This window comes from Phaeobacter inhibens DSM 16374, from assembly GCF_000473105.1.
GTDB lineage: Bacteria > Pseudomonadota > Alphaproteobacteria > Rhodobacterales > Rhodobacteraceae > Phaeobacter > Phaeobacter inhibens.
Genome location: NZ_KI421498.1, coordinates 1809225 through 1832708, shown reverse-complemented (window position 1 = coordinate 1832708; position 23484 = coordinate 1809225). Strand labels below are relative to the sequence as shown.

The following is a 23484-nucleotide window of genomic DNA, read 5'->3' as shown; positions in this document are numbered from 1 at the left end:
TGAATGCCGTTTTGAGAATGGTTTTCTTCAAGGCTAGCGACCCTTTATCATATATTTTCCAAGGGTTTGGCAGGAATTCGCGCAAAATTTCGAAAATCTGACCCATGCTCGCTTTTGGTTTGGTGTTTTGCGTGACTTAGTCACCCAGACGCAGCTTGTCTTCGTCCAGCTTTGCAATTTTGGTTTCCAGTGCCGCTATGACTTTGGGGTTCGATGTTTCGATCAACCGCTCCACCATGACATCCTGCTGATTGTCCAGTTCAGTGATTTGGCGTTTCAGCGCAGTCTTTGCCTGTTTGGTATGTTGATCGCTCTGGCCTGATGCATCCACTAGCATCGACATCGCCACTGAGAGAACATTTTCGGTTGGCGACATGGCACTCAGAACTTCCTCAAACCCAGCTTAAACTTTCTCAGCGCGGATATTCTTGCGGTACTCAGAGCATGCATGTGTCGGGCGCCAGAAGTAGGAGTATCGCTTGCCAGTGCCGCGTCTTGGCTAGCAAGAGGTCATTGGCATGTCACAACACGCACAAACCACCGCACCATGAGGTGGTTGATTTGTACCCAGTCTTGGAACATTTTTTAGCGCTGCTAAACCAAGCGTGTTCAAAGCGCTCTGAGAGATGCCCGGACCGAAGCAGAAAGTCTGCTGCACGCCCTGCCGACCCTTGGCTTTGGCAGAACGCAGTGAAGGTCGAAATGCCTTTGCACGAAACTTCTCGTCGGGCTCCATGAACTAGCTGTCGTTGTCATATCGTGCCACAACCAACTGGCCCCCCACGCAACTCAAGTCTAAAATCTCCCATAAGCTGCATGGGCATATCAGAAATTCCGCTTTAGCTGTGCAAGTGTACCGGGTAGGATACTTTGAAGTAATCACGATTTTCTTTGCGGCGAGGACGGCAGAGCTGGCCCCGTTTTTGATCAATTGAATAAGGTCCCGTGCTCATTTGTTCGCACTCATAGGGGGCACTCTCGCCCCGAACTACCAACAAGCTGGACTATCTGAATGGAAAAAGCTGAACTTCATACAGCTAGGATCAAACGGCAGATGGCCGAGACATAGAGGCCCATCACTTGGTCGGGCTTGGATTGGCAGTGAGCGGGGCATTGCTGCCATTGCCGTTACAGGTGTTTGCTGACGCAGCATTCGCTTGCAGGTGCGGTAGGCTCATCGCTGCGTTGCGGCCGATGTCACGAGACCGGCCATTCAAAGCCACTCTGAGGTGAGGAATTTAGGCCGTTCCTTCGCTGCAGCCAGGATCTGCTAACAAGGAGCCGGACTTTCCTGCCGTTCGTGCACTGCACCCTAACGGCAGATAATACCTAACACGCACTATTCCGATCCAGAGAAACCTGCGTCTGCGGAAAGAATCCGCCAATTGTTGGTAGCATTTCAGCTCCGGCGGATTGGATCTGAGGAGTCGTATGAGGAAAAAAAACCTCTGCTAGCCGACCCTGGTGCGCGGTTTTCGGAAAAAAATATCACAACGCGCAAGCTAAGTTAGTAGCTACGTCCAGCCGCCCATCAGGTAACTTTGAATTCTGCGGCCTTGATCTGTTGTTCTTGAAATAACGGGTCATTTGATAGAAAATTTTCCCAAAACTTCAATTATTGCGTTCATTATTACTTCAAACCTTAGGTAACCTGTCTACACGCAGCTCTGTCTTGTAGGCCGTCGCGTATAAATGAAGCTGTCTTGCGTATCGTGGAGGGACGCAAGGCTTTGTCTCAATAATATGGCTCCGCTGAAGGCGCTTAGCGGCAAATCCGATGATTTGCCGAACGGTCACGCCTTGCATTTTGGGGGCAACATGGAGGAAAAATATGAAACTCAAATCACTGCTGCTTACAAGCGTGTTTTACGCAGGAGCCGTGTGTTCGGCTGAAGCCGAAACCCTGAAATGGGCACGCGCAGGCGATGCACTGACCCTGGATCCACATGCTCAGAACGAGGGTCCGACGATCACACTCGGCCGCCAAATCATGGAACCGCTCGTGGACCGCGATATGAAGGGCGGGCTGGTTCCTGGACTGGCGACCGAATGGAGACCTTCTGAAAGCGATCCCAATGTCTGGACTTTCACGCTGCGTGACGGCGTTAAATTCCACGATGGTGCGGATTTTGACAGTGAAGATGTCGTGTTTTCGATAAACAGGGCAATGACCGAAAAAAGCAACTACCGCGAGGTTCTTGCTTCGGTCGCCGAAGTCCGCGCCACGGGCCCCTACAGGGTTGAGATCGTGACTAAGGGTCCGAACCCGATCATGCCGAACAACCTCACCAACCTCTTGATCATGGACAAGGGGTGGGCCGAGGCCAACGATGCTGTCGATGTGCAGGACTATGAGGGCGGCGAAAGCACCTATGCTGCCAAAAATGCTAACGGCACAGGCCCCTATAAGGTGGTCAGCCGCGAGCCGGACGTGAAAACCGTGCTGGAGCGTTTTGACGGCTACTGGGGCCTGGGGCAGTTCCCGCTGCAAGTGACCCGGATTGAAGCATCGCCGATCCAGAATCCGGCGACCCGTGTCGCTGCCCTTCTGTCCGGTGAAGTGGACTTCATCCAGGACGTGCCAGTGCAGGATCTTTCCCGTGTGGACGGTTCAGAAGGCCTGGACGTGCGCAAGGCACCGCAGAACCGGGTGATCTTCTTTGGCATGAACCAGGGCGATGCGGATCTGGCCAACGACAATGTCGATGGCAGGAACCCGCTGTCAGACGTGCGCGTGCGCCAGGCGATGAACATGGCAATCAACCGCGAAGCCATCCAGAAAATCGTGATGCGCGGCCAATCGGAGCCTGCGGGCGTGGCGCTGCCGCCCTTCGTGAACGGCTGGACTGCCGAATTGGACAAGGTTCCGGCAACAGATATCGCAGCGGCAAAGGCGCTGATGGAAGAGGCGGGATACGGCGACGGTTTCTCAATCAAGCTGGACTGCCCGAACGATCGCTACATCAATGATGAGGCAATCTGCCAGGCTTCGGTCGGTATGTTCGCTCAGATCGGCATCAACGTGAACCTGGATGCGAAACCCAAGGCCCAGCATTTTCCGCTGATCAACAATCTGGAATCCGACTTCTACATGCTGGGCTGGGGTGTTCCGACCTATGACTCAGAGTACATCTTCAACTTTCTGGTTCATTCCAAAGGCGAGGCTTATGGGTCGTGGAACAGCACACGCTATTCAAACGCCGAACTGGACAAAGCAATCGAGGCACTGGCGAGCGAGACCAATATCGCCGCACGCAATGAATCGATTGGCGCGATCTGGGACCAGGTGCAGGAAGATGTGCTGTACCTCCCGATTCACCATCAGGTGCTGAACTGGGGCATGAAGTCCCATGTCGACGCAATCGTCGATCCGGAAGACAGCCCGAAGTTCAAATACTTCGCCTTCAAATAAGGAAAACCAGTCAGGCACCCCTGTGTGAGGGTGCCTGCGCCGGAGCACGCGTCCGCTTGCGGGGAACATCCCCGCGGACTGCCGCAATCTTCGGTCAGGGAGATCAAAGTCAATGTTAGCCTATATCATCCGCCGCATAATGCAGTCCGTTCTGGTCCTGTTTGTGGTCGGTCTTGTCGCCTTTTCCATGTTCCGCTTTGTGGGCGACCCGATCGAGAACATGCTGGGACAGGAGCGCACCACCGAAGACGTTGTACGCCTGCGCGCCGACCTGGGATTGGATCAACCGTTTCCGGTCCAATACTGGCGCTTTCTTGAAAACGCCGCCCAGGGCAATTTCGGTCTCAGTTACCGTCAGGGGCGGCCCGTCGCAGACATCCTGATTGAGCGCGCGCCCGCCACACTTGAATTGGCGCTGGTTTCGGGCACCCTGGCTATGGTGCTTGGTATCGGACTGGGGGTCCTCACGGCCATCCGGCGGGATGGCTGGCTGGCGAATACCATTATGACCGCCTCCCTGATAGGGGTCTCCCTGCCAACCTTCCTGATCGGTATACTGCTGATTTATGTGTTTTCGGTTGAATTGGGCTGGCTGCCCTCCTTCGGGCGCGGAGAGACGGTGATGCTTGGACAATGGTCCACCGGGTTTCTGACCAAAAGCGGCCTTATGTCTCTGGTTCTGCCCAGCATCACGCTTGGCCTATACCAGATGACGCTGATCATGCGGCTTGTCCGTTCGGAAATGCTGGAAGTTCTGCGCACCGACTACATCCGGTTTGCCCGGGCCCGGGGCCTAGGGGAAAGGGCAGTCTACTTCCGCCATGCGCTAGTCAACACCATGGTGCCTGTCATCACCATCATCGGCCTGCAATTGGGCAGCATCATTGCTTTTGCGATCATCACCGAGACCGTCTTTCAGTGGCCGGGCGTAGGACTGTTGTTCATCAACGCGGTTCAGTTCGTCGATATCCCTGTAATGGCAGCTTATCTGATGCTGATTTCGGTTCTCTTTGTTGGCATCAACCTGATTGTTGACCTTCTTTACTTCCTTATCGACCCGCGCCTGCGGACCAGCAAGGCAGGAGCTCACTAATGCAAAAACTCAAAAACATCTGGCATTCCGACCTCGCCTGGAACTTCCGAAACTCTCCCGTCGCGGTGGTGTCCGCACTGATCGTGCTGGTCTTGGCACTGGCAGTGATCCTTGCTCCGCTTATCGCACCGCACAACCCGTTCGACCCGGCAACCCTGAACCTGATGAACGGTTTTTCAAAACCGATGCACCCCAATGAATTCACCGGGGAAGTCTTCCTGCTGGGAACTGACGATCAGGGCCGGGACGTGTTTTCAACCATTCTATACGGCATGCGCATTTCGCTGATGGTCGGCGTTCTGTCCGTTACATTTGCGATGGTTCTGGGCATTATCCTTGGCTTGCTTGCCGGCTATGTCGGCGGCTGGACCGAAACCATCATCATGCGGGTTGCCGATGTGCAGCTCACCTTCCCTTCAATCTTGGTCGCCATGCTGATTTTCGGGATCGTCAAAGGGGTTACCCCGGTTGAATACCGCGACCAGATGGCGATCTGGGTCCTGATCCTGGCCATCGGCCTGGGTGAATGGGTCCAATTCGCCCGTGTGGTCCGCGGTGCGACGCTCGTCGAAAAAAACCGGGAGTATGTGCAGGCGGCGCGGCTGATCGGACGTTCCAAGTGGGTCATCATGATCCGCCATCTCCTCCCTAACGTCCTGTCTCCGGTTCTGGTCATTGCGACGATCTCCCTGGCGCTGGCCATTATCGCCGAAGCTACACTCAGCTTTTTGGGTGTCGGTGCGCCGCCTACACAGCCTTCGCTGGGCACTTTGATCCGGATTGGCCAGGGTTTCCTGTTCTCCGGTGAGTGGTGGATCCTTCTGTTCCCCGCCCTGACCCTCCTAACACTTGCGCTGAGCGTGAACATGCTGGGTGACTGGCTGCGCGATGCCCTCAATCCGAAGTTGCGCTAATGACTGATCCTGTCCTTTCCATTCGTGACCTTGTGGTCGAAATTCCAACCCGTCATGCGCGGCTCTGCGCCACCGACAAGGTCAGCTATGACATTGCCCCGGGCGAAATCCTCGGCGTCGTCGGCGAGAGCGGCGCAGGCAAGTCCATGGCCGGCAATGCAGTCATAGGCCTTTTGAACCCGCCTGCCCGCATCACCGGAGGTGAGATCCGGCTGAACGGGCAGCGTATCGACAACCTCCCGCGTGAAAAAATGCGGCGGCTGCGCGGCAAAGAGATCGGCATGATCTTCCAGGATCCGCTGACCTCGCTCAACCCGCTGTTGCGGATCGGCGATCAGCTAACCGAAACCATGATGGAGCATCTGGAGCTGACCAAGCCTGAGGCCCGTGCCCGCGCTATTGCTGCGTTGGAAGAAGTCGGCATCCCGGCAGCTTCCGAGCGTATCGACAGCTACCCGCACGAGTTTTCCGGCGGTATGCGCCAGCGGGTTGTGATTGCGCTTGCCCTGTGCGCCGAGCCCTCCTTGATCATCGCAGATGAGCCTACGACCGCGCTGGATGTTTCGGTGCAGGCGCAGATCATCGCGCTGCTCAAACGGTTGTGCCGTGAACGCGGTACTGCGGTGATGCTGATCACCCATGACATGGGGGTAATTGCAGAAGCTGCTGACCGTGTGGCGGTGATGTATGCGGGCCGCATGGCTGAAATCGGCGATGTGCGTGACGTAGTCACCCGACCGCGCCACCCTTATACGGACGGGTTGATGGGTTCGACACCTTCGGCATCGGCCGGGCAGCACCGCCTGCGCCAGATCCCCGGCGCTATGCCGCGGCTGCACAGCCTGCCGCCGGGTTGTGCTTTTTCGCCGCGCTGTGAACGGGCAACTGAACGCTGCCGCAACGGCTCGCCGCCCACGCTTGAGGCCGACAGTGGACGTTCGGCCTGCTGGCATGCAATCAAACTGGAGGGCGCAGCATGAACGCCATCGTTTCCGTCAATGAGCTGACCCGGGTCTTCGACGTTTCCAAACCCTGGCTGAACCGGGTGCTGGAACGGTTGCCCAAATCGCATTTGACTGCGGTCTCGGATGTCAGCTTCGACATCAAGGAAAAGACCGTTTACTCGCTGGTGGGCGAAAGCGGATCTGGCAAGTCTACCATCGGCAAGATGGTGGTCGGCCTTTTGGAAAACTCTAGCGGCGCCGTCAAAGTTTCGGGCGTGGACCTGAACCGGGAAACGGATGCCGTTGCGATTACCAAAGCACGCGACGCGATCCAGATGATCTTTCAGGATCCCTATGCGTCGATGAATCCGCGCTGGCGGGTGCGCGACATTATCGCTGAGCCTGTCGCCGCCAAGGGCGGAGAAACCAAAGAGCTGGCGGAGCGTCTGCTGGAGCAGGTTGGCCTTTCGGCAGAAGACGCAGACAAGTTCCCGCATGAGTTTTCCGGCGGCCAGCGCCAGCGGATCTGCATCGCCCGTTCGTTGGCCTCCCAGCCCCGGCTGATCGTCTGCGATGAACCGACCTCGGCACTTGATGTTTCAGTGCAGGCACAAGTGCTGAACCTTATGAGCGATCTTAAGGACGACCTCGGCCTCACCTATCTGTTCATCAGCCATGATCTGACGGTGGTGCGTCATATCTCCGACAGGATTGGCGTGCTGTATCTGGGCCGCCTGGTCGAGGAGGCAGCCCCCGACGATCTGTTTGAGGCCCCCAAACACCCCTATACTCAGATGCTGTTGGCAGCGGCACCTAAAATGGACGCGTTTGGCCGTGAGGTGGAGCCACCCCAAGGCGAAATTCCCGACCCGATCAATCCGCCGTCTGGCTGCGCGTTCCATCCGCGCTGTCCGATTGCAACCGCGCAGTGCTCACAAGTCCGTCCACAGATGCGCAACATTAATGGCAGCCGGGTTGCCTGCCATCTGGCAGAGTAACATGGCGGGCGGAGCATCATGACAATAAACTCGGGGCTTTCGGCCTGGCGTTCAGCCAGAAACCACAACCGGATGATGGAATATCGGCAAGATTGCCAGTCGCAACAGGATGACGTGGAGATTGCCTATTTCGGCGGATCTGCCTTTAGGATCACCACGCCTGCCGGTATCACGTTGATGATCGACCCCTGGCGTAACCTGCCGACCGGCAAAGCTGACTGGTTCTTTCATGACTTTCCGGAAACCAGCGTGGACATTGGCGCATCGACCCATGCTCATTTCGATCATGACGCGCTGCACCGGCTGGACGCCAGCGTACTGCTGGACCGGTTGATCGGAACTTATGGTTTTGGCGACCTGAAAATCACCGGTATCGCTGACAAACACGCCACCGACGAAACTTTCGCGCCTTACGACTTCCAGAAAATCAACGCCTATTTCGGCGGCAACCCCGTACTGCCGCCGAACAATGCCCGTAGCTGGGACAATTGCATGCTTTTGGTGGAAACCGGCGGGCTGCGCATTCTTCATTGGGGTGACAACCGGCACAATCCTCCGAAACATATCTGGGAGCAGCTAGGGCACATCGACATTCTGCTGCTGCCCGTCGACGATTCAGAGCATGTCCTTGGCTATCCAATGGCCGAGGACATTATCCGCCAGACAGAACCGCGCGTCGTTATCCCGCACCACTACTTCATCTGGAATGTGGTCTTGCGTCAAAGCACGCTGTTTTCCGCAGACAGGTGGCTTGCGACGCAATCCAATGTACAACATTTGCCGACCGCCCAAGCCAGCTACTGCCCGGCCAACCTGCCGCAGGAAACCCGGATAGATAGCTTTGGCGATCACGTATCTTTTGATGTCGGTGCCTGGCACCGGGAAAACGGGCGACAGGTTCAGGCAAGCGGTTAACTGGACGTGTCCCGTTTTGTGCCGCCTCTGGTGCTCGTTTAGGCCACTTTCCGGTCGAACGTGACCGGGCTTTTCCAGCCCAGTGCTGAGTGGCGGCGGCGTGAATTGCAGAAGCCATTGATGTATTCGAAGATCGCCATCTCCGCTTGCCGCCGTGTTTTCCATGACCTGAGCCAGATCAGCTCGGCTTTGATGGTTTTGAAGAACGCTTCGACAGCGGAGTTATCGTAGCAATTGCCCTTGCCGTTCATCCACTGCCCGGCAGTGCATGTTTACATGCATGAGAGGGACACCTGGAACTCATGCTGGCGCAGGATCTTCTGGTAGTCGTGCGAACAGTACTGGCTGCCGCGGTCCGTATGATGGATGCAGCCTTTTGGTGGCTGTCGTAAGGCGATAGCCATCTTCAGTGCTCGGATTGCCAGATCGCGCTTCATGCGGTTGCTCACGGCCCAGCCGATGACACACCGGGAATGCAAATCCAAAATCACGGCAAGATAGAGCCAGCCTTCCCGTGTCCAAACGTAGCTGATGTCGCCCGCCCATTTCTGGTTGGGCTGATCCGCTGAGAAGTCCCGGTTCAAAAGGTTCGGCGCAATGTTGAAGGCATGATTGCTGTCGGTCATTACCTTGTATTTCTTTGAGCGTTCGACCCTTATTCCGTTCTCGCGCATCAAGCGGCCGACGTGACGGTGTCCGACGTTCAGGCCAAGTTCCTTCAGCTCTTCAGTCATCCTCGGGCGACCGTAGCTCCCTGGGCCGAGACGGGATTGTTCCTTGATGTGGGCCAGAATAACCATGTCGGTTCGCGGCCTTCGGCTGGCGGGACGGCTGCGATAGTCGCGCAAGACTCGTTCGCTGACATTCATAACCCGACAAAGACGGCTGTGGCCTTCATCGGGGAAACGCCCCACTGGGGCCTTTCCTGACCTTCTTCAGTTTAGAGTATCCCTCTCTTCCTTGAGAATACGGTTCTCGCGTCGAAGCCGCTCATTCTCGCGGGCAAGGTCCAGGTCTTTGTCCGGCACCACCTCAGTATCACGATAGGCCGTCACCCATTTGTTTAGCGTCGACAGACCAACACCTAAATCAGATGCAACCTGCTTGCGTGTTAGCCCGCTTGCCAGCGCGATCCGCACCGCATCAGCGCGGAATTCGTCCGTCCGTTTCGTTCCCATAGCTCGTCTCCTTTGATGCAATAAATGCTTTCAAAGGAGCGGCATCAAACCGCGACAGGTCCTAACACCATTCCGAGCGGCCCTCGACGGCCTCGGCATTGAGCTTGATACATCGCAATCTCCTGCGGCGCACAAGCAAGTTGCAGGTTCCGCGCCTGTAGTGAGCGGTATCGTGCAATCTCCGCCTTCTGACGATGGCGATACCTCCGGGGCTCCGACGAATACCATTGAAGAGACATGGAGCTGGGACGACAGATAGGCTTTCACTCGTCATCACAATATCTATAGTGAATTAGTCTCGATGTGATCTGACACCGCCCCCTTCTCAGCAAGCTGAAATGGGGACGGCGCATCTCTTGATGGAGATGATGGTTGCCCGTTTTGATGGTGGTGCTGACCAACCACAAAACGAGGAAGCCACGATGTTGAATTCTACTGACAAGATCATCAAACACAAAACCGGATTGCTGAACCTGGCCGAGGAGCTGGGCAACGTTTCAAAGGCCTGCCAGGTGATGGGCTATAGCAGGGACACGTTCTACCGTTACAAATCGGCGGTTGAAGACGGCGGCGTCGAAGCCCTTTTCGAGCGCACCCGGCGCAAGCCCAATCTGGCGAACCGGGTGGACGACGCGACCGAGCAGGCGGTCATCAAATCCGCCACAGATTTCCCGGCCTACGGCCAGGCCCGTACCTCCAACGAACTGCGCAAACTGGGTGTTTTCGTTTCACCCTCCGGTGTTCGTTCGATCTGGCTGCTGAACGACCTGGCAAACTTCAAGGCCCGCCTGAAAGCGCTGGAGGCCAAGGTGGCGGAAGAAGGAGGCATCCTGACCGAGGCGCAGGTCCAGGCCCTTGAGAAAAAGAAGTTGGATGACGAAGCCTGCGGGGAGATTGAGACGGCCCACCCAGGCTATCTGGGCAGTCAGGACACGTTTTACATCGGCACCCTCAAGGGCGTCGGGCGTGTCTATCAGCAGACCTATGTGGATACCTATTGCAAGGTGGCACACGCCAAACTCTACCCCACCAAGACGCCGATCACCGCCGCCGATCTGCTCAACGATCGGGTGCTGCCGTTCCATGACGAGCATGACCTGCCGGTACTGCGGATCTTGACCGACAGGGGTACGGAATATTTTGGCCGGGTCGACAAACATGACTACCAGCTCTTCCTGGCAATCAACGATATCGACCACACCAAAACCAAGGTGAAATCACCCCAGACCAACGGCATCTGTGAGCGCTTTCACAAGACAATCCTGCAGGAGTTCTACCAAGTCGCCTTTCGCAAGAAACTCTATGACAGCATCGAAATGCTGCAGGCCGATCTGGATGAATGGCTGCACCATTACAATCACCTGCGCACGCATCAGGGCAAAATGTGTTGCGGCAGAACGCCTGTCGAAACTATGATCGACGGGAAAGAGATCTGGAAGGAAAAGTTCCTGAGCTGAACTTGACCTGACAGACGCCGCCGGAAAAACGGCCAACTATCAGATCACATCTGAACCACTACATCTATAGCCCTCGCAGCTCTCTACTGCGAGGGCTTTTCTCTTTGCCCCACCGGCTTGGAATGCGGCCAATGCCCAAAAGCCATCTCCGCCACTCTATTGCGGTTCATATTGGCAAACCGCGCTGCTCGCATGTGCCGCCCATAGCTTTTCCCAGTATGCCAGGTCCGAGTAGATGATTTGAACCGCCAAAATTCTTGCGCCGAACCTAAGTTTTTTTCTTCGTCTAATAGGAAAGTGGCCAATGTTCTTTGCACGATGGTACAGGGCCAGTCGGCCCAGACATGAATAGAGGAACGCTTCCCAAACTACCGATAGCGGACGGACTTGATGCTGCCAAGAAGGGCAGATGCGCACAAAGGAGGAACACCATGATGCGTAAGATATCCAACCAATCCCTATCGCCGGACCCAAATCTCTCCGCCGCCCGCGCCCATTTCAGCGAAAATGGTCCAGCGCTGTGTCGTGCCGCGGGAATTCTCGCTGGGGATGCGGGCACCGCAAGTGTCCTGCGGCTCATGTCCGATTTGCGACAGGCGACAGCCCTTGAACGTGGGCTCCGGCGCAGACTGGTCGATTTGCATCGGCTCCTGTCTCTCGATCCCATTTCGGATGGTTTTGATCAGGACCTTTCTCCGTGGACAGTTTTGGACCCGGGCAGCCCAGAGGTGGAAGAGATTTGTCTGCTCACCGATCGTCTCTACGAGCTGCTGGAAAAGATCGGCGCCCCCAAGCAGCAGCAATGCGCGCGCGTACTCACCCCAATCGAACAGAAAGCCGCTTGATACCGTCATTTCGTCAAATAGGGCGCGCGAAACCGCGAACCTCTATCAGCGTATGTCGCAAGGGAAGGAATTGAACATGAAATACCACGATCACCTGTCGATCCAAGAGCTTTGGGCTCGCATCCTGCTGGGGCTGGACGTGCTGCATGATGCGGTCCAATCCAGCGGTCCGATCCTATCGGCAACAGATCACACAACACTGTTGGGTTCCCTTGCTGCTTTGCGTGAGGAGGGGCCAATTGGACCCGGCGCGAGCAATCACATCGGTCAGGCAGCCAGCATCCTCGAGGCAGCCGTTTGCCGCGAAACCTTGGGGCATCAGAATGTGTTCGACGGAACACATGACCCCCAAGCTCGGCGCGATTGGCCATGTCAAGTCAGCCCCAATCCTGTCGACAACCGGCACTGAGTTGGAAAACCTCCTTCGGCATTTTCGCCAGCTTCTGGCAATGCGTGAGCTTCTCGCTGCGCGCATCGATAGTGAGCTACAGGTTGCCAGGCTGAAGGCGAGCTGATGTCGTCTGATCCGTTTCCACCTTGGATCGTATCGCCGGTCGAACTGACGTGATTGTAGGTCAGCCAGCCCCACAACGAACGAAGGCCGCAGGTATTCCTGCGGCCTTCTTCATTTTTACATTGCAATCTTTGCGGACATCAAAGGTCACCATTCTTCGAAAAAACTTGAGTTTGTATTTTCGTTGACTGACGCTTGGACCCATGTTCCTTTCAAGAAGCTGACGGTGGCTGAAGCACGCGAATTACAGGCAGAATATCACTGCAAACGCGTCTCTCCTCAATGGCCGCTCTAAGCTTGTAAAATGGCCATTTCTTCCTACAAATGGCCAAATTTAGCTTGTCACCACACAAGCAGCAACCGCTTGCTCAGCCGCATTTGGAGTGGCCGCAGCTGCGGCAGGTCATGCAGCCTTCGACCATTTGCAGATCATATTGGCCACAGCTGGGACAGGGTTTGCCGCGTGGGGCGTTGAGGGAAACCACTTCTGCTTTTGGATCGGACTTCAGGCCCATTCCTTCGCCTTCGAGGAAACCGGTTGCCACCATATGGGTTTCGATCACGCCACCGATCGCCGCGAGAATGGAGGGGATGTATTTTCCCTGCACCCAGGCACCGCCACGGGGATCGAAGACCGCTTTCAGCTCTTCCACGACAAAGGATACATCACCGCCACGGCGGAACACGGCTGAGATCATGCGGGTCAGGGCCAGCGTCCAGGCATAATGCTCCATGTTCTTGGAGTTGATGAAAACCTCAAACGGGCGGCGATGGCCGTTGATTATGATGTCGTTGATAGTGAGGTAGATCGCATGCTCACTGTCTGGCCACTTCAGCTTGTAAGTGTGACCCTCCAGAGATTGCGGACGATCCAGCGGCTCGGACATATAGACCACTTCTGCCGCGCCAGACTCGCTGATATCGGCCTCATGTGGTGCGTCGGCGGTTTCACCTGGTGCGGTGTCTGCGCTTTCGCTCACAGAGAGAACGGAGCCGGTCACGTCGTTCGGGCGGTAGGTGGTGCAGCCTTTGCAACCCAGATCCCAGGCCTGCATGTAGACATCCTTGAAGCTGTCAAAGGAAATGTCTTCGGGGCAATTGATGGTCTTAGAGATCGATGAGTCGATCCACTTCTGGGCCGCGGCCTGCATTTTGACATGCTCGGACGGGGAAAGCGTCTGGGCGTTGACGAAATAGTCGGGCAGTTCCTTGTCGCCAAACTTGTCACGCCACATCTGCACAGCGTAGTCCACGACCTCTTCCTCGGTGCGGCTGCCGTCTTTCTGCAGGACCTTGCGGGTGTAGGCATAGGCAAAGACGGGCTCAATGCCGGAAGATACGTTGCCTGCATAAAGCGAGATGGTACCGGTGGGGGCAATGGAGGTCAGCAGCGCATTGCGGATGCCATGCTCGCGGATCGCGTCGCGCACGTCCTCATCCATGTCCATCATGGTGCCCGACGCCAAGTAGGCGTCCGCGTCGAACAGCGGGAAGGCGCCTTTTTCCTTGGCCAAGTCCACCGACGCCAGATAGGCCGCGCGGGCGATCGCGTGCAGCCAGTCTTCGGTCTGACGCGCGGCTTCGTCCGAGCCATAGCGCAACCCCAGCATCAGCAAGGCGTCGGCCAGACCGGTCACGCCAAGGCCGATGCGGCGCTTGTTCTGGGCTTCCTGTGCCTGTGCGTCCAGCGGGAATTTGGAAACATCGACAACATTGTCCATCATCCGCACGGCGGTTGCGACCAGATCTTTCAGCCCTTCGGGGTCCAGTTCGGACTCCGTCTCGAACGGGTTCTTGACCAGACGTGCCAAGTTGATGGAGCCCAGCAGACAGGCACCATAGGGGGGCAGGGGCTGTTCGCCGCAGGGATTGGTGGCTGCGATCTGTTCCACATAGGACAGGTTGTTGGCCTTGTTGATGCGGTCGATAAAGATCACGCCGGGTTCTGCGTAATCATAGGTCGCCTGCATGATCTTGTTCCAAAGATCCCGCGCCTGCACGGTCTGGTAGACCTTGCCGTCAAAGATCAGCTCCCAGGAGCCATCGGCTTTCACCGCCTCCATGAACGGATCGGTGACCAGTACGGACATGTTGAACATGCGCAGGCGAGCCGGGTCGGATTTCGCGGTGATGAAGGCTTCGATATCCGGGTGATCGCAGCGCATGGTCGCCATCATCGCGCCGCGACGGGAGCCTGCCGACATGATGGTGCGGCACATGGCGTCCCAGACGTCCATGAATGACAGCGGGCCGGAGGCGTCTGCCGCGACGCCTTTTACATCTGCGCCGCGCGGACGGATTGTCGAGAAATCATAACCGATGCCGCCGCCCTGCTGCATGGTCAGCGCGGCCTCTTTCAGCATGTCGAAAATGCCTGACATGCTATCGGGAACAGTGCCCATGACGAAGCAGTTGAACAGGGTTACCTGTCGCGCGGTGCCGGCACCTGCGGTGATACGACCGGCTGGCAGATACTGGAAATCCTCAAGCGCACCGTAGAATTTGTCTTCCCAAGTTTTGGGGTCGCTCTCAGCCCGCGCCAAATCGCGTGCGATGCGGCGCCAGCTGTCCTCAACGGTCTGGTCGATGGGGGTGCCATCGGCCTGTTTGAAACGGTATTTCATGTCCCAGATCTGTTCGGCAATCGGGGCGGCAAAGCGGCTCATATGGCGAATCCCTATGGTCGGTCGTGGCTAAGGTGGCGGCCTGCCTACACCAGCCGCGCTGCGATCCTCAACGCTGAAATCACATTGAGGCATAAATTTATCATCATCATACCACAACACCTTGTCGATCTGCCAGTCTGACCTACAATATAGAGTTCATACTCTGGACGACTCTGTGGGCATCTTGTGGATAACTATATCAATCTGGTGAAACTTTCTGTTGGGACTGAAACCGTTGATGGGCTGGCGGCCTGGCAGGCGGAGTATCGCAAGCAACTGCCTGAGGGGCTGCCGCGCCATGTCACGCGGATGTGGCCCAAGCGAGAGGCGGAGATCGTCAATGGTGGGTCGATCTATTGGGTGATCAAGGGACAAATCCAATGCCGCCAACGGATTTTGCGATTGGATGAGGTGATCGGTGGCGACGGTGTCCGGCGCTGTGCCATCGTTCTGGCCTCTGAAATCCACCGGACCCAGATCGCGCTGCGTCGTCCGTTCCAGGGTTGGCGCTACCTGAAGCCGGAGGATACGCCACCGGACCTGCCCAAGGGGCGAGCGGCGGAGAAGCCATTGCCGCCGGAACTGTCACAGGCGCTTGCCGAGATCGGGGTGATCTGAGCAAGCGGGTCCTAGCCTCGGTGCTGCGGCAAAGATTAAGGCCCCGAGTGGGGCCTTTGTCTGGACGTCGGGAATGATCTGCGAAGTCGCGCTGACCGGTTACGAATTTTCTTTGCCGACGTTGTCTGCAAAAGCCGTCTGAAAGGCCGCCTGTTTCTCAGCAGAGGCGTCGGTCTGGTAGTTGGCCTTCCACTCGTCCATGGTCATCCCGTAGAAGAGTTCGCGGGCTTCTGATTTGCCCATCTCGATGCCCCGCTCATTGGCCGCCTCCTGATACCAGCGCGACAGGCAGTTGCGGCAAAAACCAGCGAGGTTCATCATGTCGATGTTCTGAACGTCCGTGCGATCTTCCATCAGATGCTGGCGCAGTCGGCGAAAGGCGGCTGCTTCGAGTTCGATCTGGGTTTGCTTGTCCATGTCGGGCTCCATCTGTGAAATCATCAGTGTGACTAACAGCTGCGTCTGGACTGAGCAACTGATGACAAGACGGTCAGGAGGGGAAGATCAATCGGCGGGTAGCCGGGTGGGTCAAAAATACGCCCCAACTGTCATCCGTACGTCGCCATTTGGTGATGAAGCGTTAGGGGAGTTGCGGCAAAATGGGAATTAGGCGATAAGCGCCGCAGCAATGTTTGCGATAACAAAGTTTCAGCCGATGAAGAGGATGACCCCATGAGAAGATCGCGCAATGTAAAGATTGTTGCCACCCTTGGGCCGGCATCCGAAACCTATGAGACCATCCGTGCGCTGCATGAGGCTGGCGCAGATGTGTTTCGTCTGAATATGTCCCACGGTAGCCACGAAGAGATTGCCGCCAAACATGCGATCATTCGCAAGGTCGAGGCCGATCTGGACAGCTCCATCGCCATCCTCGCCGACCTTCAGGGGCCGAAGCTGCGCGTAGGTGTATTTGCCAACGGCTCAGAAGAGCTGGTTGAGGGCGCGTCCTTCCGCCTGGATTTGGATCAGGCCGAGGGCGACGTAAATCGGGTCTGCCTGCCGCATCCCGAGATCTTTGAGGCGCTGCAGTCGGGTGCTCATCTGCTGGTCAACGATGGTAAGATCCGCCTCAAGGTTGAGACATGCGGCAATGATTTCGCCAATTGCATTGTGACCACCGGCGGAACCATCTCCAACCGCAAGGGCGTGAACGTCCCTGATGTTGTGCTGCCGCTGGCGGCGCTCTCTGAGAAGGATCGCGGGGATCTGGAATTTGTCTGCGGGCTGGGCGTCGACTGGCTGGCACTCTCCTTTGTGCAGCGCGCGAAGGACGTTTATGAGGCACGTGGTCTGGCCGATGGCCGTGCGGCGGTGCTGTCGAAAATCGAAAAACCAGCCGCCGTTGATAACTTTGATGAAATCCTGGATGCCTCCGACGGGATCATGGTTGCGCGCGGCGATCTGGGCGTTGAGTTGCCGGTCTCTGCCGTGCCGCCGATTCAGAAACGTCTGGTGCGCCGCTGCCGTGCAGCTGCCAAACCGGTGATCGTGGCGACCCAGATGCTGGAAAGCATGATCGAAAGCCCGATGCCGACCCGTGCAGAAGTGTCCGACGTGGCCACGGCGATTTATGAGGGGGCGGATGCCATCATGCTGTCAGCGGAATCAGCCGCAGGTCAGTATCCGATTGAGGCTGTGCAGACCATGGACAACGTCGCGACCGAGGTTGAGGTCGATCCGACCTATGTGCAGATCATCGCGGCGTCACGCTCTGCCAAGGGTGATACCGTTGCAGATGCCATCGTGGCTGCCGCGCGCGAGATCGCGGAGAAAACCGAAATCAAGGCGATTTGTTGTTACACCCAGAGCGGTACCACCGCGCTTTTGACAGCGCGGGAACGTCCGGGCGTGCCGATCATTGCGCTGACGCCGCTGGCGCGCACCGCCCGCCGTCTGGCGCTGAGCTGGGGATGCAACTGTGTGGTGACGCCGGATCAGGAACGGTTCAAGGGCGCCGTAGTCGGTGCTGCACGGGCCGCGCGGTCTGGCGGTTTCGCAGGGGAGACGGATCAGATCGTTGTGACGGCTGGTGTGCCGTTCAACGTTCCGGGCACCACCAACATCCTGCGCGTGGCGCCCTGCGATGAACGTTTGATCTACAGCACCGACCCGGAGTAACCTAGTCGCGTCTTATCTCAATGAGGGCGCGCAGCATGGATACGGATCTGGCACTGGTGCTTGGGCTCTTGCTCGCCTTTCTGGCAATCCCATCGCTGTTGTCAGCCGCAAGTGACCGCCGCACCCCCAGGGTGTCGGCGGTTTTTCTTGTCCTGGCGGTTGGTCTGCTACTATATGCCTTCAGCACCAAATCTGGGGGCTATCAGATCGATGATATTCCCAAGGCAATTTTCCGGGTGATTGGCCGATTTACCTGACCGTGGTTGCGGGGTGATTGCCGCAGCCGATCCCATCCGGCCTGAATGTGAGATCTTGGTGTCTCAGATGAAGAATCTGCTTGCCCTTATAGCCTGGCTTGCGTAAACGGCACCCCTGTTCGCGTGGCCGGCCCAGAGTGGCATGCCGAGTCGCGCATAGACCGAACCCGCATTGAAGGAGACGGAAATGCCCAAAATGAAGACAAAATCGAGCGCCAAGAAGCGCTTCAAAGTGACCGCGACCGGCAAGGTTCTCGCAGGTCAGGCCGGCAAGCGCCACGGCATGATCAAGCGGACCCGCAAGTTCATCCGCGACGCTCGCGGCACCACTACCCTGTCGGCACCCGACGCAAAGATCGTCAAGGGCTTCATGCCCTACGACCGCTAAGAGGAGATCTGAGATATGTCCCGCGTTAAAGGTGGTACCACAACTCACGCCCGTCACAAGAAAGTCATCAAGGCCGCAAAAGGCTATTATGGCCGTCGTAAGAATACCTTCAAGGTAGCACGTCAGGCCGTTGACAAGGCAAATCAATACGCAACTCGCGACCGTAAGAACCGCAAGCGGAATTTCCGCGCGCTGTGGATCCAGCGGATCAACGCAGCTGTGCGTAGCCATGACGAGGCTCTGACATACTCCCGCTTCATCAACGGCCTGACCCTGGCCGGTATCGAAGTGGACCGCAAAGTGCTGGCCGATCTGGCCGTCCACGAACCCGAAGCCTTCGGTGCTATCGTGAAGCAAGCACAAAGCGCCCTGGCTGCCTAAGTTCAGGCACAGGAAGATCACAAGCGGGCCGCTCTGGAAAGAGCGGCCCGTTTTGCATGTCGCACCCTATTTGCCACTTTCGTCCGGTCAGCGGCGTCGGGTGTGCGTTGGGGCTGCCGGATTGTCGCGATTGTGTTCTGATTGGCTTAGAGCCGGTGCAAATGCTTGCTTTCAGCCTCTGCTGTGATAGCAGAGCGGCAGCATTATTCAGGGGACCGTCATGGACGATCTTAAAGCAAAATATCTCGGGCAGATCGCCGATGCTGCCGATGAGAACGCGCTGGAGGCCATCCGGGTCGCAGCCGTTGGTAAAAAAGGCGACGTCAGCCTTAAGATGCGCGAGCTGGGCAAGATGACGCCCGAAGAGCGGCAGGTTGCAGGTCCGGCTCTCAACGCGCTGAAGGATGAGATCAACGCCGCACTGGCGGCCAAGAAGGCGGGGCTTGCGGACGCCGCACTGGACGCACGCCTGCGGACGGAATGGCTAGATGTCACGCTGCCGACCCGCCCGACGCGCAATGGCTCGCTACATCCGATCAGCCAGGCCAGCGAAGAGCTGACGGCGATTTTTGCCGAGCTGGGGTTCTCCGTTGCCGAAGGCCCGCGTATCGACACCGACTGGTACAATTTCGATGCGCTGAATATTCCCGGCCATCACCCGGCCCGCGCCGAGATGGATACATTTTACATGCACCGTGCTGAGGGCGACGACCGCCCGCCGCATGTGCTGCGCACCCATACGTCGCCGGTGCAGATCCGTTCAATGGAGAAGATGGGCGCGCCGCTGCGCATCATCTGTCCGGGCGGTGTCTATCGCGCTGACTATGACCAGACTCACACACCGATGTTCCACCAGGTCGAAGGCCTCGCGCTGGACAAGAATATCTCCATGGCCAACCTGAAGTGGGTGCTGGAAGAGTTCGTGAAATCCTACTTTGAGGTGGATAGCGTCGATCTGCGCTTCCGGGCCTCGCACTTCCCCTTCACCGAGCCGTCGGCAGAGGTGGATATTCGCTGCTCCTGGAAAGATGGCACCTTGAAAATCGGTGAGGGCGACGACTGGCTGGAAATCCTCGGCTCCGGCATGGTGCACCCCAAGGTGATCGCTGCGGGTGGGATTGATCCCGATGTCTATCAGGGCTTTGCCTTCGGGATGGGGATCGACCGGATTGCAATGCTGAAATACGGCATCCCCGATCTGCGCGCGTTCTTCGACAGCGACCTGCGCTGGCTGCGCCACTACGGGTTCCAGTGTCTGGATGTGCCGACACTGCACGGTGGCCTGAGCCGCTAGGCCCGGATGACGGACTTCTGAACGCCTGCCTCGTACCTGAGGCGGGCGTTTTGGTTTGGCGGCCTAGGTTCACCGCCCCACAAACATGTGAAATGACAGGGGCGTGGTGTCGGGTAGCCTCCCGTCTATGACACGTTTTCTCCTCTTGCTCTCAACCGCTTACATGTGCGCCACCTCCGCCCTTGCTATGGGACCCTAGAAGGGCAATGCTGCTCCTTGCGGGGGAGATCTCGCCTGTGAGCTGGGAGAGCGTAGCTATCACGTGATGGAGCCGGAGGATTGGGACGGGGTGACGCCGTTGCCTGTATTGCTGCATTTTCACGGATGGTCGCGGACGGGAAAACATGCGCAACGCTCAGATCGGGTAGGGGCCTCGGCCAAGCGGCGGGGGGTCCTGCTGGTGACCCCCAACGGTCGCGGCAAGAGTTGGAATTTCTGGACTGCAGGCACCGAAGATGTGCCCTTTGCCGACGCGGTGCTGGACGATGTGAACAGGCGCTATCCTGTCGATCAGAAGAAGGTCTATGTGTCCGGCTACTCATACGGGTCGGCAATGGCCTGGCGCTATGTCTGCCAAAGCGGCGCAGATGTGGCGGCGCTTTTGGCCGTTGCCGGGAGCATCGATCAGACCGAGACCTGTCCGCAAGCCCCCGAAGAGGTGCGCCATGTGCATGGTCTTGCTGATCAGGTGATGGATTTTCCGATGGGGCCGGGAGGGGACGTGACTTATCCGGTGGCTCTGTGGCGGCGGGCCTTTGGTTGTAACGGCGCGGGCGCGCCGCAGAAGGACTGGCAGGCACGCAGTTTCCTGACTTTTTCTCGCACCAGCTGGAGCTGCGCGGGGCGCGATGTCACGCTTGATCTGTATCCCGGTGGGCATTTCATTCCGCACGGATGGATCGGGCGGCAGCTTGATGAGCTTTTGGGCCTCACCCCCAGCTATCCTTAGGCCCCGAGCCGCGCCAAGGCTTGCACATGGGGGCAATCTTTGTCATTGCCTGCTGCAACATGCATGGCTTGCCATAGGAAACCGGACCGATGAAATTCACTCTTTCTTGGCTGAAAGACCACCTCGAGACCGACGCATCGGTCGAGGATATCACAGAAACCCTGACCGATCTCGGCCTCGAGGTCGAGGGCGTGTCCAACCCTGCCGACCGGCTCAAGGACTTTACTCTGGGCTATGTGAAACATGCTGAGAAGCACCCCGATGCGGACAAACTGCGGGTGTGTAAGGTCGACACTGACGAAGGTGAGATGCAAATCATCTGCGGTGCCCCCAATGCCCGCGAGGGCATCACCGTGGTGGTGTGTAAACCGGGCATGTATATTCCGGGCCTCGATATCACCATCGGTGTTGGCAAGATCCGCGGTGTCGAAAGCTTTGGCATGATGGCCTCCGAGCGTGAGCTGGAGCTGTCGGATGAACATGACGGCATTATCGAACTGCCCTCGGGAGAGGTCGGGGATCGGTTTGTTGACTGGTTGGCACAGAATGCCCCGGCCAAGGTGGATCCGGTTATCGAAATTGCCATCACTCCGAACCGCCCGGATGCATTGGGTGTGCGCGGCATCGCCCGTGATCTGGCCGCACGCGGTCTGGGTACGCTGAAACCGCTCACGATTGAGCCGGTTGACGGCGTTTATGAGAGCCCGCTCAAGGTTGATATTGCCGAGGATACACTGGATGGTTGCCCGCTGTTCACCGGTCGCCTGATCCGCGGCGTCAAGAACGGCCCAAGCCCGCAGTGGCTGCAGGATCGGCTGAGCGCCATCGGATTGCGTCCGATCTCGACACTGGTCGATATCACCAATTATTTCACCTTCGATCAGAACCGCCCGTTGCATGTGTTTGATGCAGCGAAAGTGGCAGGCAATCTGCGCGTTCACCGTGCCGTTGGTGGCGAGACGCTGACAGCGCTGGATGAGAAGGACTACACTCTCTCCGAGGGGCAGATGGTGATCTCTGACGACAATGGCGCAGAGAGCATTGCAGGCATCATGGGCGGGGTTGCCACGGGCTGCACCGAGGAGACCGCCGATGTGTTCCTGGAGAGCGCTTTCTGGGACCACGTTCAAATCGCGACCACAGGCCGTGCGCTGAAAATCAACTCTGACGCGCGCTATCGGTTTGAACGGGGCGTTGACCCTGAATACACGCGCGACGGGCTGGATCATGCTACCCGCATGATCCTCGATCTCTGCGGCGGTGAGCCGTCGAATGTGGTGACCGCAGGTGCTGTGCCGGAACATGCGCGGGCTTACAAGCTGGATCCGGAGCGGGTTCAGTCGCTGGTCGGCATGGATATTCCGGAATCCGAACAGCGCCAGACATTGACCCGGCTGGGCTTCCGTCTGGAAGGCAATATGGCGCATGTCCCGAGCTGGCGCCCTGATGTGATGGGCGAGGCGGATCTGGTTGAGGAAGTGGCGCGGATTGCCTCGCTGACAAAGCTGGAAGGCAAGCCTCTGCCGCGGTTGACCGATGGTGTGCCTGCGCCTGTGATGACACCCCAACAACGCCGCCAGCAGATTGCACGCCGGACCTGTGCCAGCCTCGGCTACAATGAGGTGGTAAGCTACACGTTCATTGACAAGGCTTCTGCGGCGCTGTTCGGCGGTGGTGATGATGCCACCATGCTGGCCAATCCAATCTCGTCCGAGATGTCGCATATGCGTCCTGCGCTGCTTCCCGGCCTGTTGCAGGCTGCGGCGCGCAATCAGGCGCGGGGCTTCATGGATCTGGCGTTGTTCGAGGCAGGACCTGCTTTCCACGGGGGGGAGCCCGGTGAGCAGCATAACCTGATTTCGGGCCTGCTGGTTGGGCGGACCGGTCCCAAGGATGTGCACGGCGCCAGCCGTGCGGTCGACACCTTTGATGCCAAGGCTGATATTGAGGCGGTTTTGGCAGCGATCGGTGCGCCTGCCAAGGTCCAGATCCTGCGCGGGGCACAATCCTGGTGGCATCCGGGGCGCCACGGCAAAATCTGTCTTGGCCCGAAGAAGGTGCTGGGTGTCTTCGGCGAACTTCACCCCAAAGTGCTGAGCGAAATGGGCATCAAGGGATCCGCCGTGGCCTTTACCATCTGGCCTGATGAGGTGCCGATGCCGCGCAAATCCGGTGCCAACCGAGGTGCATTGGTCCAAAGCGATCTGCAGGCGGTGGAGCGTGATTTTGCTTTTGTCGTGGCGGATGATGTCGAAGCGCTGACCCTGGTCAACGCCGCCGTCGGCGCGGATAAGGCGCTGATCGATGACGTGCGTGTGTTTGACGAATTCATCGGTGGCAGCCTGGGAGAAGGCAGCAAATCGCTGGCCATCACCGTGCGGTTGCAACCGACTGACAAGACCCTGACCGAAAAGGATATCGAAGCGGTCAGCGCCAAGATTGTGGCCAAGGTCACAAAGGCGACCGGCGGCACATTGCGCGGATAACAGAGGATGCAGGACAGTTGGTCCGGTCCGATCGTATCATGAGGAAAACGCGCCCGG

Annotated in this window: 20 protein-coding genes and 1 pseudogene; 17 read left to right on the top strand and 4 right to left on the bottom strand. The window is 57.7% G+C overall.

The features are described from left to right. Nucleotides 1-136: 136 nt before the first annotated feature. Nucleotides 137-376, bottom strand: a complete 240-nt coding sequence (locus INHI_RS0112500; protein ID WP_014879300.1) for a hypothetical protein — start codon at nt 374-376, stop codon at nt 137-139. Nucleotides 377-1831: 1455 nt separating this feature from the next. Between INHI_RS0112500 and INHI_RS0112495 the strand changes: the two genes are divergently transcribed. The 6 genes from INHI_RS0112495 to INHI_RS0112470 all read left to right on the top strand — a co-directional run bounded on the left by INHI_RS0112495 (nt 1832) and on the right by INHI_RS0112470 (nt 8276). After that, nucleotides 1832-3412 carry an ABC transporter substrate-binding protein gene (locus tag INHI_RS0112495; protein WP_027247853.1) on the top strand — a complete coding sequence of 527 codons (1581 nt, stop codon included), beginning with the start codon at nt 1832-1834 and terminating at the stop codon, nt 3410-3412. Nucleotides 3413-3524: 112 nt separating this feature from the next. After that, on the top strand, nt 3525-4505 hold the full coding sequence (locus INHI_RS0112490) for an ABC transporter permease (RefSeq protein ID WP_014873774.1): 981 nt from the start codon (nt 3525-3527) through the stop codon (nt 4503-4505). Then, a complete protein-coding gene (locus tag INHI_RS0112485) occupies nt 4505-5419 on the top strand; it encodes an ABC transporter permease (RefSeq protein ID WP_014879302.1) in 915 nt (304 codons plus the stop codon). The genes INHI_RS0112490 and INHI_RS0112485 overlap by 1 nt, the downstream gene beginning before the upstream one ends. Continuing rightward, the gene (locus tag INHI_RS0112480; protein ID WP_027247852.1) at nt 5419-6399 is read left to right on the top strand and encodes an ABC transporter ATP-binding protein; all 981 of its coding nucleotides are present in this window, start codon (nt 5419-5421) and stop codon (nt 6397-6399) included. Before INHI_RS0112485 ends, INHI_RS0112480 begins: the two co-directional genes overlap by 1 nt. After that, a complete protein-coding gene (locus INHI_RS0112475; protein WP_014879304.1) occupies nt 6396-7361 on the top strand; it encodes an ABC transporter ATP-binding protein in 966 nt (321 codons plus the stop codon). Before INHI_RS0112480 ends, INHI_RS0112475 begins: the two co-directional genes overlap by 4 nt. Before the next feature lie 18 nt (nt 7362-7379). Next, entirely contained in the window at nt 7380-8276 is an 897-nt protein-coding gene (locus INHI_RS0112470) for an MBL fold metallo-hydrolase (protein ID WP_036767056.1), read from the top strand. 38 nt (nt 8277-8314) lie between these two features. Here the strand turns inward: INHI_RS0112470 and INHI_RS21100 are convergent. Continuing rightward, nucleotides 8315-9454, bottom strand: a pseudogene (locus INHI_RS21100) (IS3 family transposase). Between the two features lie 422 nt (nt 9455-9876). Between INHI_RS21100 and INHI_RS0112455 the strand changes: the two are divergent. From INHI_RS0112455 to INHI_RS21095, 3 genes are all read left to right on the top strand, one after another. Then, nucleotides 9877-10911, top strand: a complete 1035-nt coding sequence (locus INHI_RS0112455; RefSeq protein ID WP_027247849.1) for an IS481 family transposase — start codon at nt 9877-9879, stop codon at nt 10909-10911. Between the two features lie 431 nt (nt 10912-11342). After that, nucleotides 11343-11756, top strand: a complete 414-nt coding sequence (locus INHI_RS20910; RefSeq protein ID WP_081698698.1) for a hypothetical protein — start codon at nt 11343-11345, stop codon at nt 11754-11756. 341 nt (nt 11757-12097) lie between these two features. Next, nucleotides 12098-12271: a hypothetical protein gene (locus INHI_RS21095; protein ID WP_155805592.1), complete on the top strand. Its 174-nt coding sequence runs from the start codon at nt 12098-12100 to the stop codon at nt 12269-12271. 367 nt (nt 12272-12638) lie between these two features. Here INHI_RS21095 and INHI_RS0112440 read toward each other — a convergent pair whose 3' ends face one another. After that, nucleotides 12639-14936, bottom strand: coding sequence for an adenosylcobalamin-dependent ribonucleoside-diphosphate reductase (locus INHI_RS0112440; RefSeq protein WP_027247846.1), 2298 nt, complete (start codon nt 14934-14936; stop codon nt 12639-12641). A gap of 186 nt (nt 14937-15122) precedes the next feature. Between INHI_RS0112440 and INHI_RS0112435 the strand changes: the two genes are divergently transcribed. Beyond that, on the top strand, nt 15123-15554 hold the full coding sequence (locus tag INHI_RS0112435; protein ID WP_027247845.1) for a DUF1489 family protein: 432 nt from the start codon (nt 15123-15125) through the stop codon (nt 15552-15554). A 99-nt stretch (nt 15555-15653) separates the two neighbouring features. On the opposite strand, the gene INHI_RS0112430 is transcribed toward INHI_RS0112435, so the two are convergent. After that, a complete protein-coding gene (locus INHI_RS0112430; RefSeq protein WP_014873786.1) occupies nt 15654-15971 on the bottom strand; it encodes a DUF1244 domain-containing protein in 318 nt (105 codons plus the stop codon). 255 nt (nt 15972-16226) lie between these two features. On the opposite strand from INHI_RS0112430, the gene pyk reads away from it, so the two are divergent. From pyk to pheT, 7 genes are all read left to right on the top strand, one after another. Continuing rightward, nucleotides 16227-17672 carry a pyruvate kinase gene (pyk, locus tag INHI_RS0112425; protein ID WP_027247844.1) on the top strand — a complete coding sequence of 482 codons (1446 nt, stop codon included), beginning with the start codon at nt 16227-16229 and terminating at the stop codon, nt 17670-17672. 35 nt (nt 17673-17707) lie between these two features. Further along, nucleotides 17708-17929 carry a hypothetical protein gene (locus INHI_RS0112420; protein ID WP_027247843.1) on the top strand — a complete coding sequence of 74 codons (222 nt, stop codon included), beginning with the start codon at nt 17708-17710 and terminating at the stop codon, nt 17927-17929. Nucleotides 17930-18116: 187 nt separating this feature from the next. Further along, nucleotides 18117-18317, top strand: a complete 201-nt coding sequence (rpmI, locus tag INHI_RS0112415; protein WP_014873788.1) for a 50S ribosomal protein L35 — start codon at nt 18117-18119, stop codon at nt 18315-18317. A 15-nt stretch (nt 18318-18332) separates the two neighbouring features. Continuing rightward, nucleotides 18333-18698, top strand: coding sequence for a 50S ribosomal protein L20 (gene rplT / locus INHI_RS0112410; protein ID WP_014873789.1), 366 nt, complete (start codon nt 18333-18335; stop codon nt 18696-18698). A gap of 220 nt (nt 18699-18918) precedes the next feature. After that, entirely contained in the window at nt 18919-19992 is a 1074-nt protein-coding gene (gene pheS, locus INHI_RS0112405) for a phenylalanine--tRNA ligase subunit alpha (protein ID WP_027247842.1), read from the top strand. 400 nt (nt 19993-20392) lie between these two features. Then, the gene (locus tag INHI_RS20500; RefSeq protein ID WP_254656873.1) at nt 20393-20941 is read left to right on the top strand and encodes an alpha/beta hydrolase family protein; all 549 of its coding nucleotides are present in this window, start codon (nt 20393-20395) and stop codon (nt 20939-20941) included. An 89-nt stretch (nt 20942-21030) separates the two neighbouring features. Further along, nucleotides 21031-23427 carry a phenylalanine--tRNA ligase subunit beta gene (gene pheT / locus INHI_RS0112395; RefSeq protein WP_027247841.1) on the top strand — a complete coding sequence of 799 codons (2397 nt, stop codon included), beginning with the start codon at nt 21031-21033 and terminating at the stop codon, nt 23425-23427. The last annotated feature ends 57 nt before the right edge of the window (nt 23428-23484 follow it).

Excerpts from the sequence above, each read along its gene's own strand:
- INHI_RS0112500 (WP_014879300.1), bottom strand. The coding sequence starts at position 376 with ATGTCGCCAACCGAAAATGTTCTCTCAGTGGCGATGTCGATGCTAGTG.
- INHI_RS0112440 (WP_027247846.1), bottom strand. The coding sequence starts at position 14,936 with ATGAGCCGCTTTGCCGCCCCGATTGCCGAACAGATCTGGGACATGAAA.
- pheS (WP_027247842.1), top strand. The coding sequence starts at position 18,919 with ATGGACGATCTTAAAGCAAAATATCTCGGGCAGATCGCCGATGCTGCC.
- INHI_RS0112495 (WP_027247853.1), top strand. The coding sequence starts at position 1,832 with ATGAAACTCAAATCACTGCTGCTTACAAGCGTGTTTTACGCAGGAGCC.
- INHI_RS0112430 (WP_014873786.1), bottom strand. The coding sequence starts at position 15,971 with ATGGACAAGCAAACCCAGATCGAACTCGAAGCAGCCGCCTTTCGCCGA.
- INHI_RS0112420 (WP_027247843.1), top strand. The coding sequence starts at position 17,708 with ATGGATACGGATCTGGCACTGGTGCTTGGGCTCTTGCTCGCCTTTCTG.
- rpmI (WP_014873788.1), top strand. The coding sequence starts at position 18,117 with ATGCCCAAAATGAAGACAAAATCGAGCGCCAAGAAGCGCTTCAAAGTG.
- pheT (WP_027247841.1), top strand. The coding sequence starts at position 21,031 with ATGAAATTCACTCTTTCTTGGCTGAAAGACCACCTCGAGACCGACGCA.
- INHI_RS0112485 (WP_014879302.1), top strand. The coding sequence starts at position 4,505 with ATGCAAAAACTCAAAAACATCTGGCATTCCGACCTCGCCTGGAACTTC.
- rplT (WP_014873789.1), top strand. The coding sequence starts at position 18,333 with ATGTCCCGCGTTAAAGGTGGTACCACAACTCACGCCCGTCACAAGAAA.
- INHI_RS21095 (WP_155805592.1), top strand. The coding sequence starts at position 12,098 with ATGACCCCCAAGCTCGGCGCGATTGGCCATGTCAAGTCAGCCCCAATC.
- INHI_RS0112475 (WP_014879304.1), top strand. The coding sequence starts at position 6,396 with ATGAACGCCATCGTTTCCGTCAATGAGCTGACCCGGGTCTTCGACGTT.
- INHI_RS0112455 (WP_027247849.1), top strand. The coding sequence starts at position 9,877 with ATGTTGAATTCTACTGACAAGATCATCAAACACAAAACCGGATTGCTG.
- pyk (WP_027247844.1), top strand. The coding sequence starts at position 16,227 with ATGAGAAGATCGCGCAATGTAAAGATTGTTGCCACCCTTGGGCCGGCA.
- INHI_RS0112480 (WP_027247852.1), top strand. The coding sequence starts at position 5,419 with ATGACTGATCCTGTCCTTTCCATTCGTGACCTTGTGGTCGAAATTCCA.
- INHI_RS0112490 (WP_014873774.1), top strand. The coding sequence starts at position 3,525 with ATGTTAGCCTATATCATCCGCCGCATAATGCAGTCCGTTCTGGTCCTG.
- INHI_RS20910 (WP_081698698.1), top strand. The coding sequence starts at position 11,343 with ATGATGCGTAAGATATCCAACCAATCCCTATCGCCGGACCCAAATCTC.
- INHI_RS0112470 (WP_036767056.1), top strand. The coding sequence starts at position 7,380 with ATGACAATAAACTCGGGGCTTTCGGCCTGGCGTTCAGCCAGAAACCAC.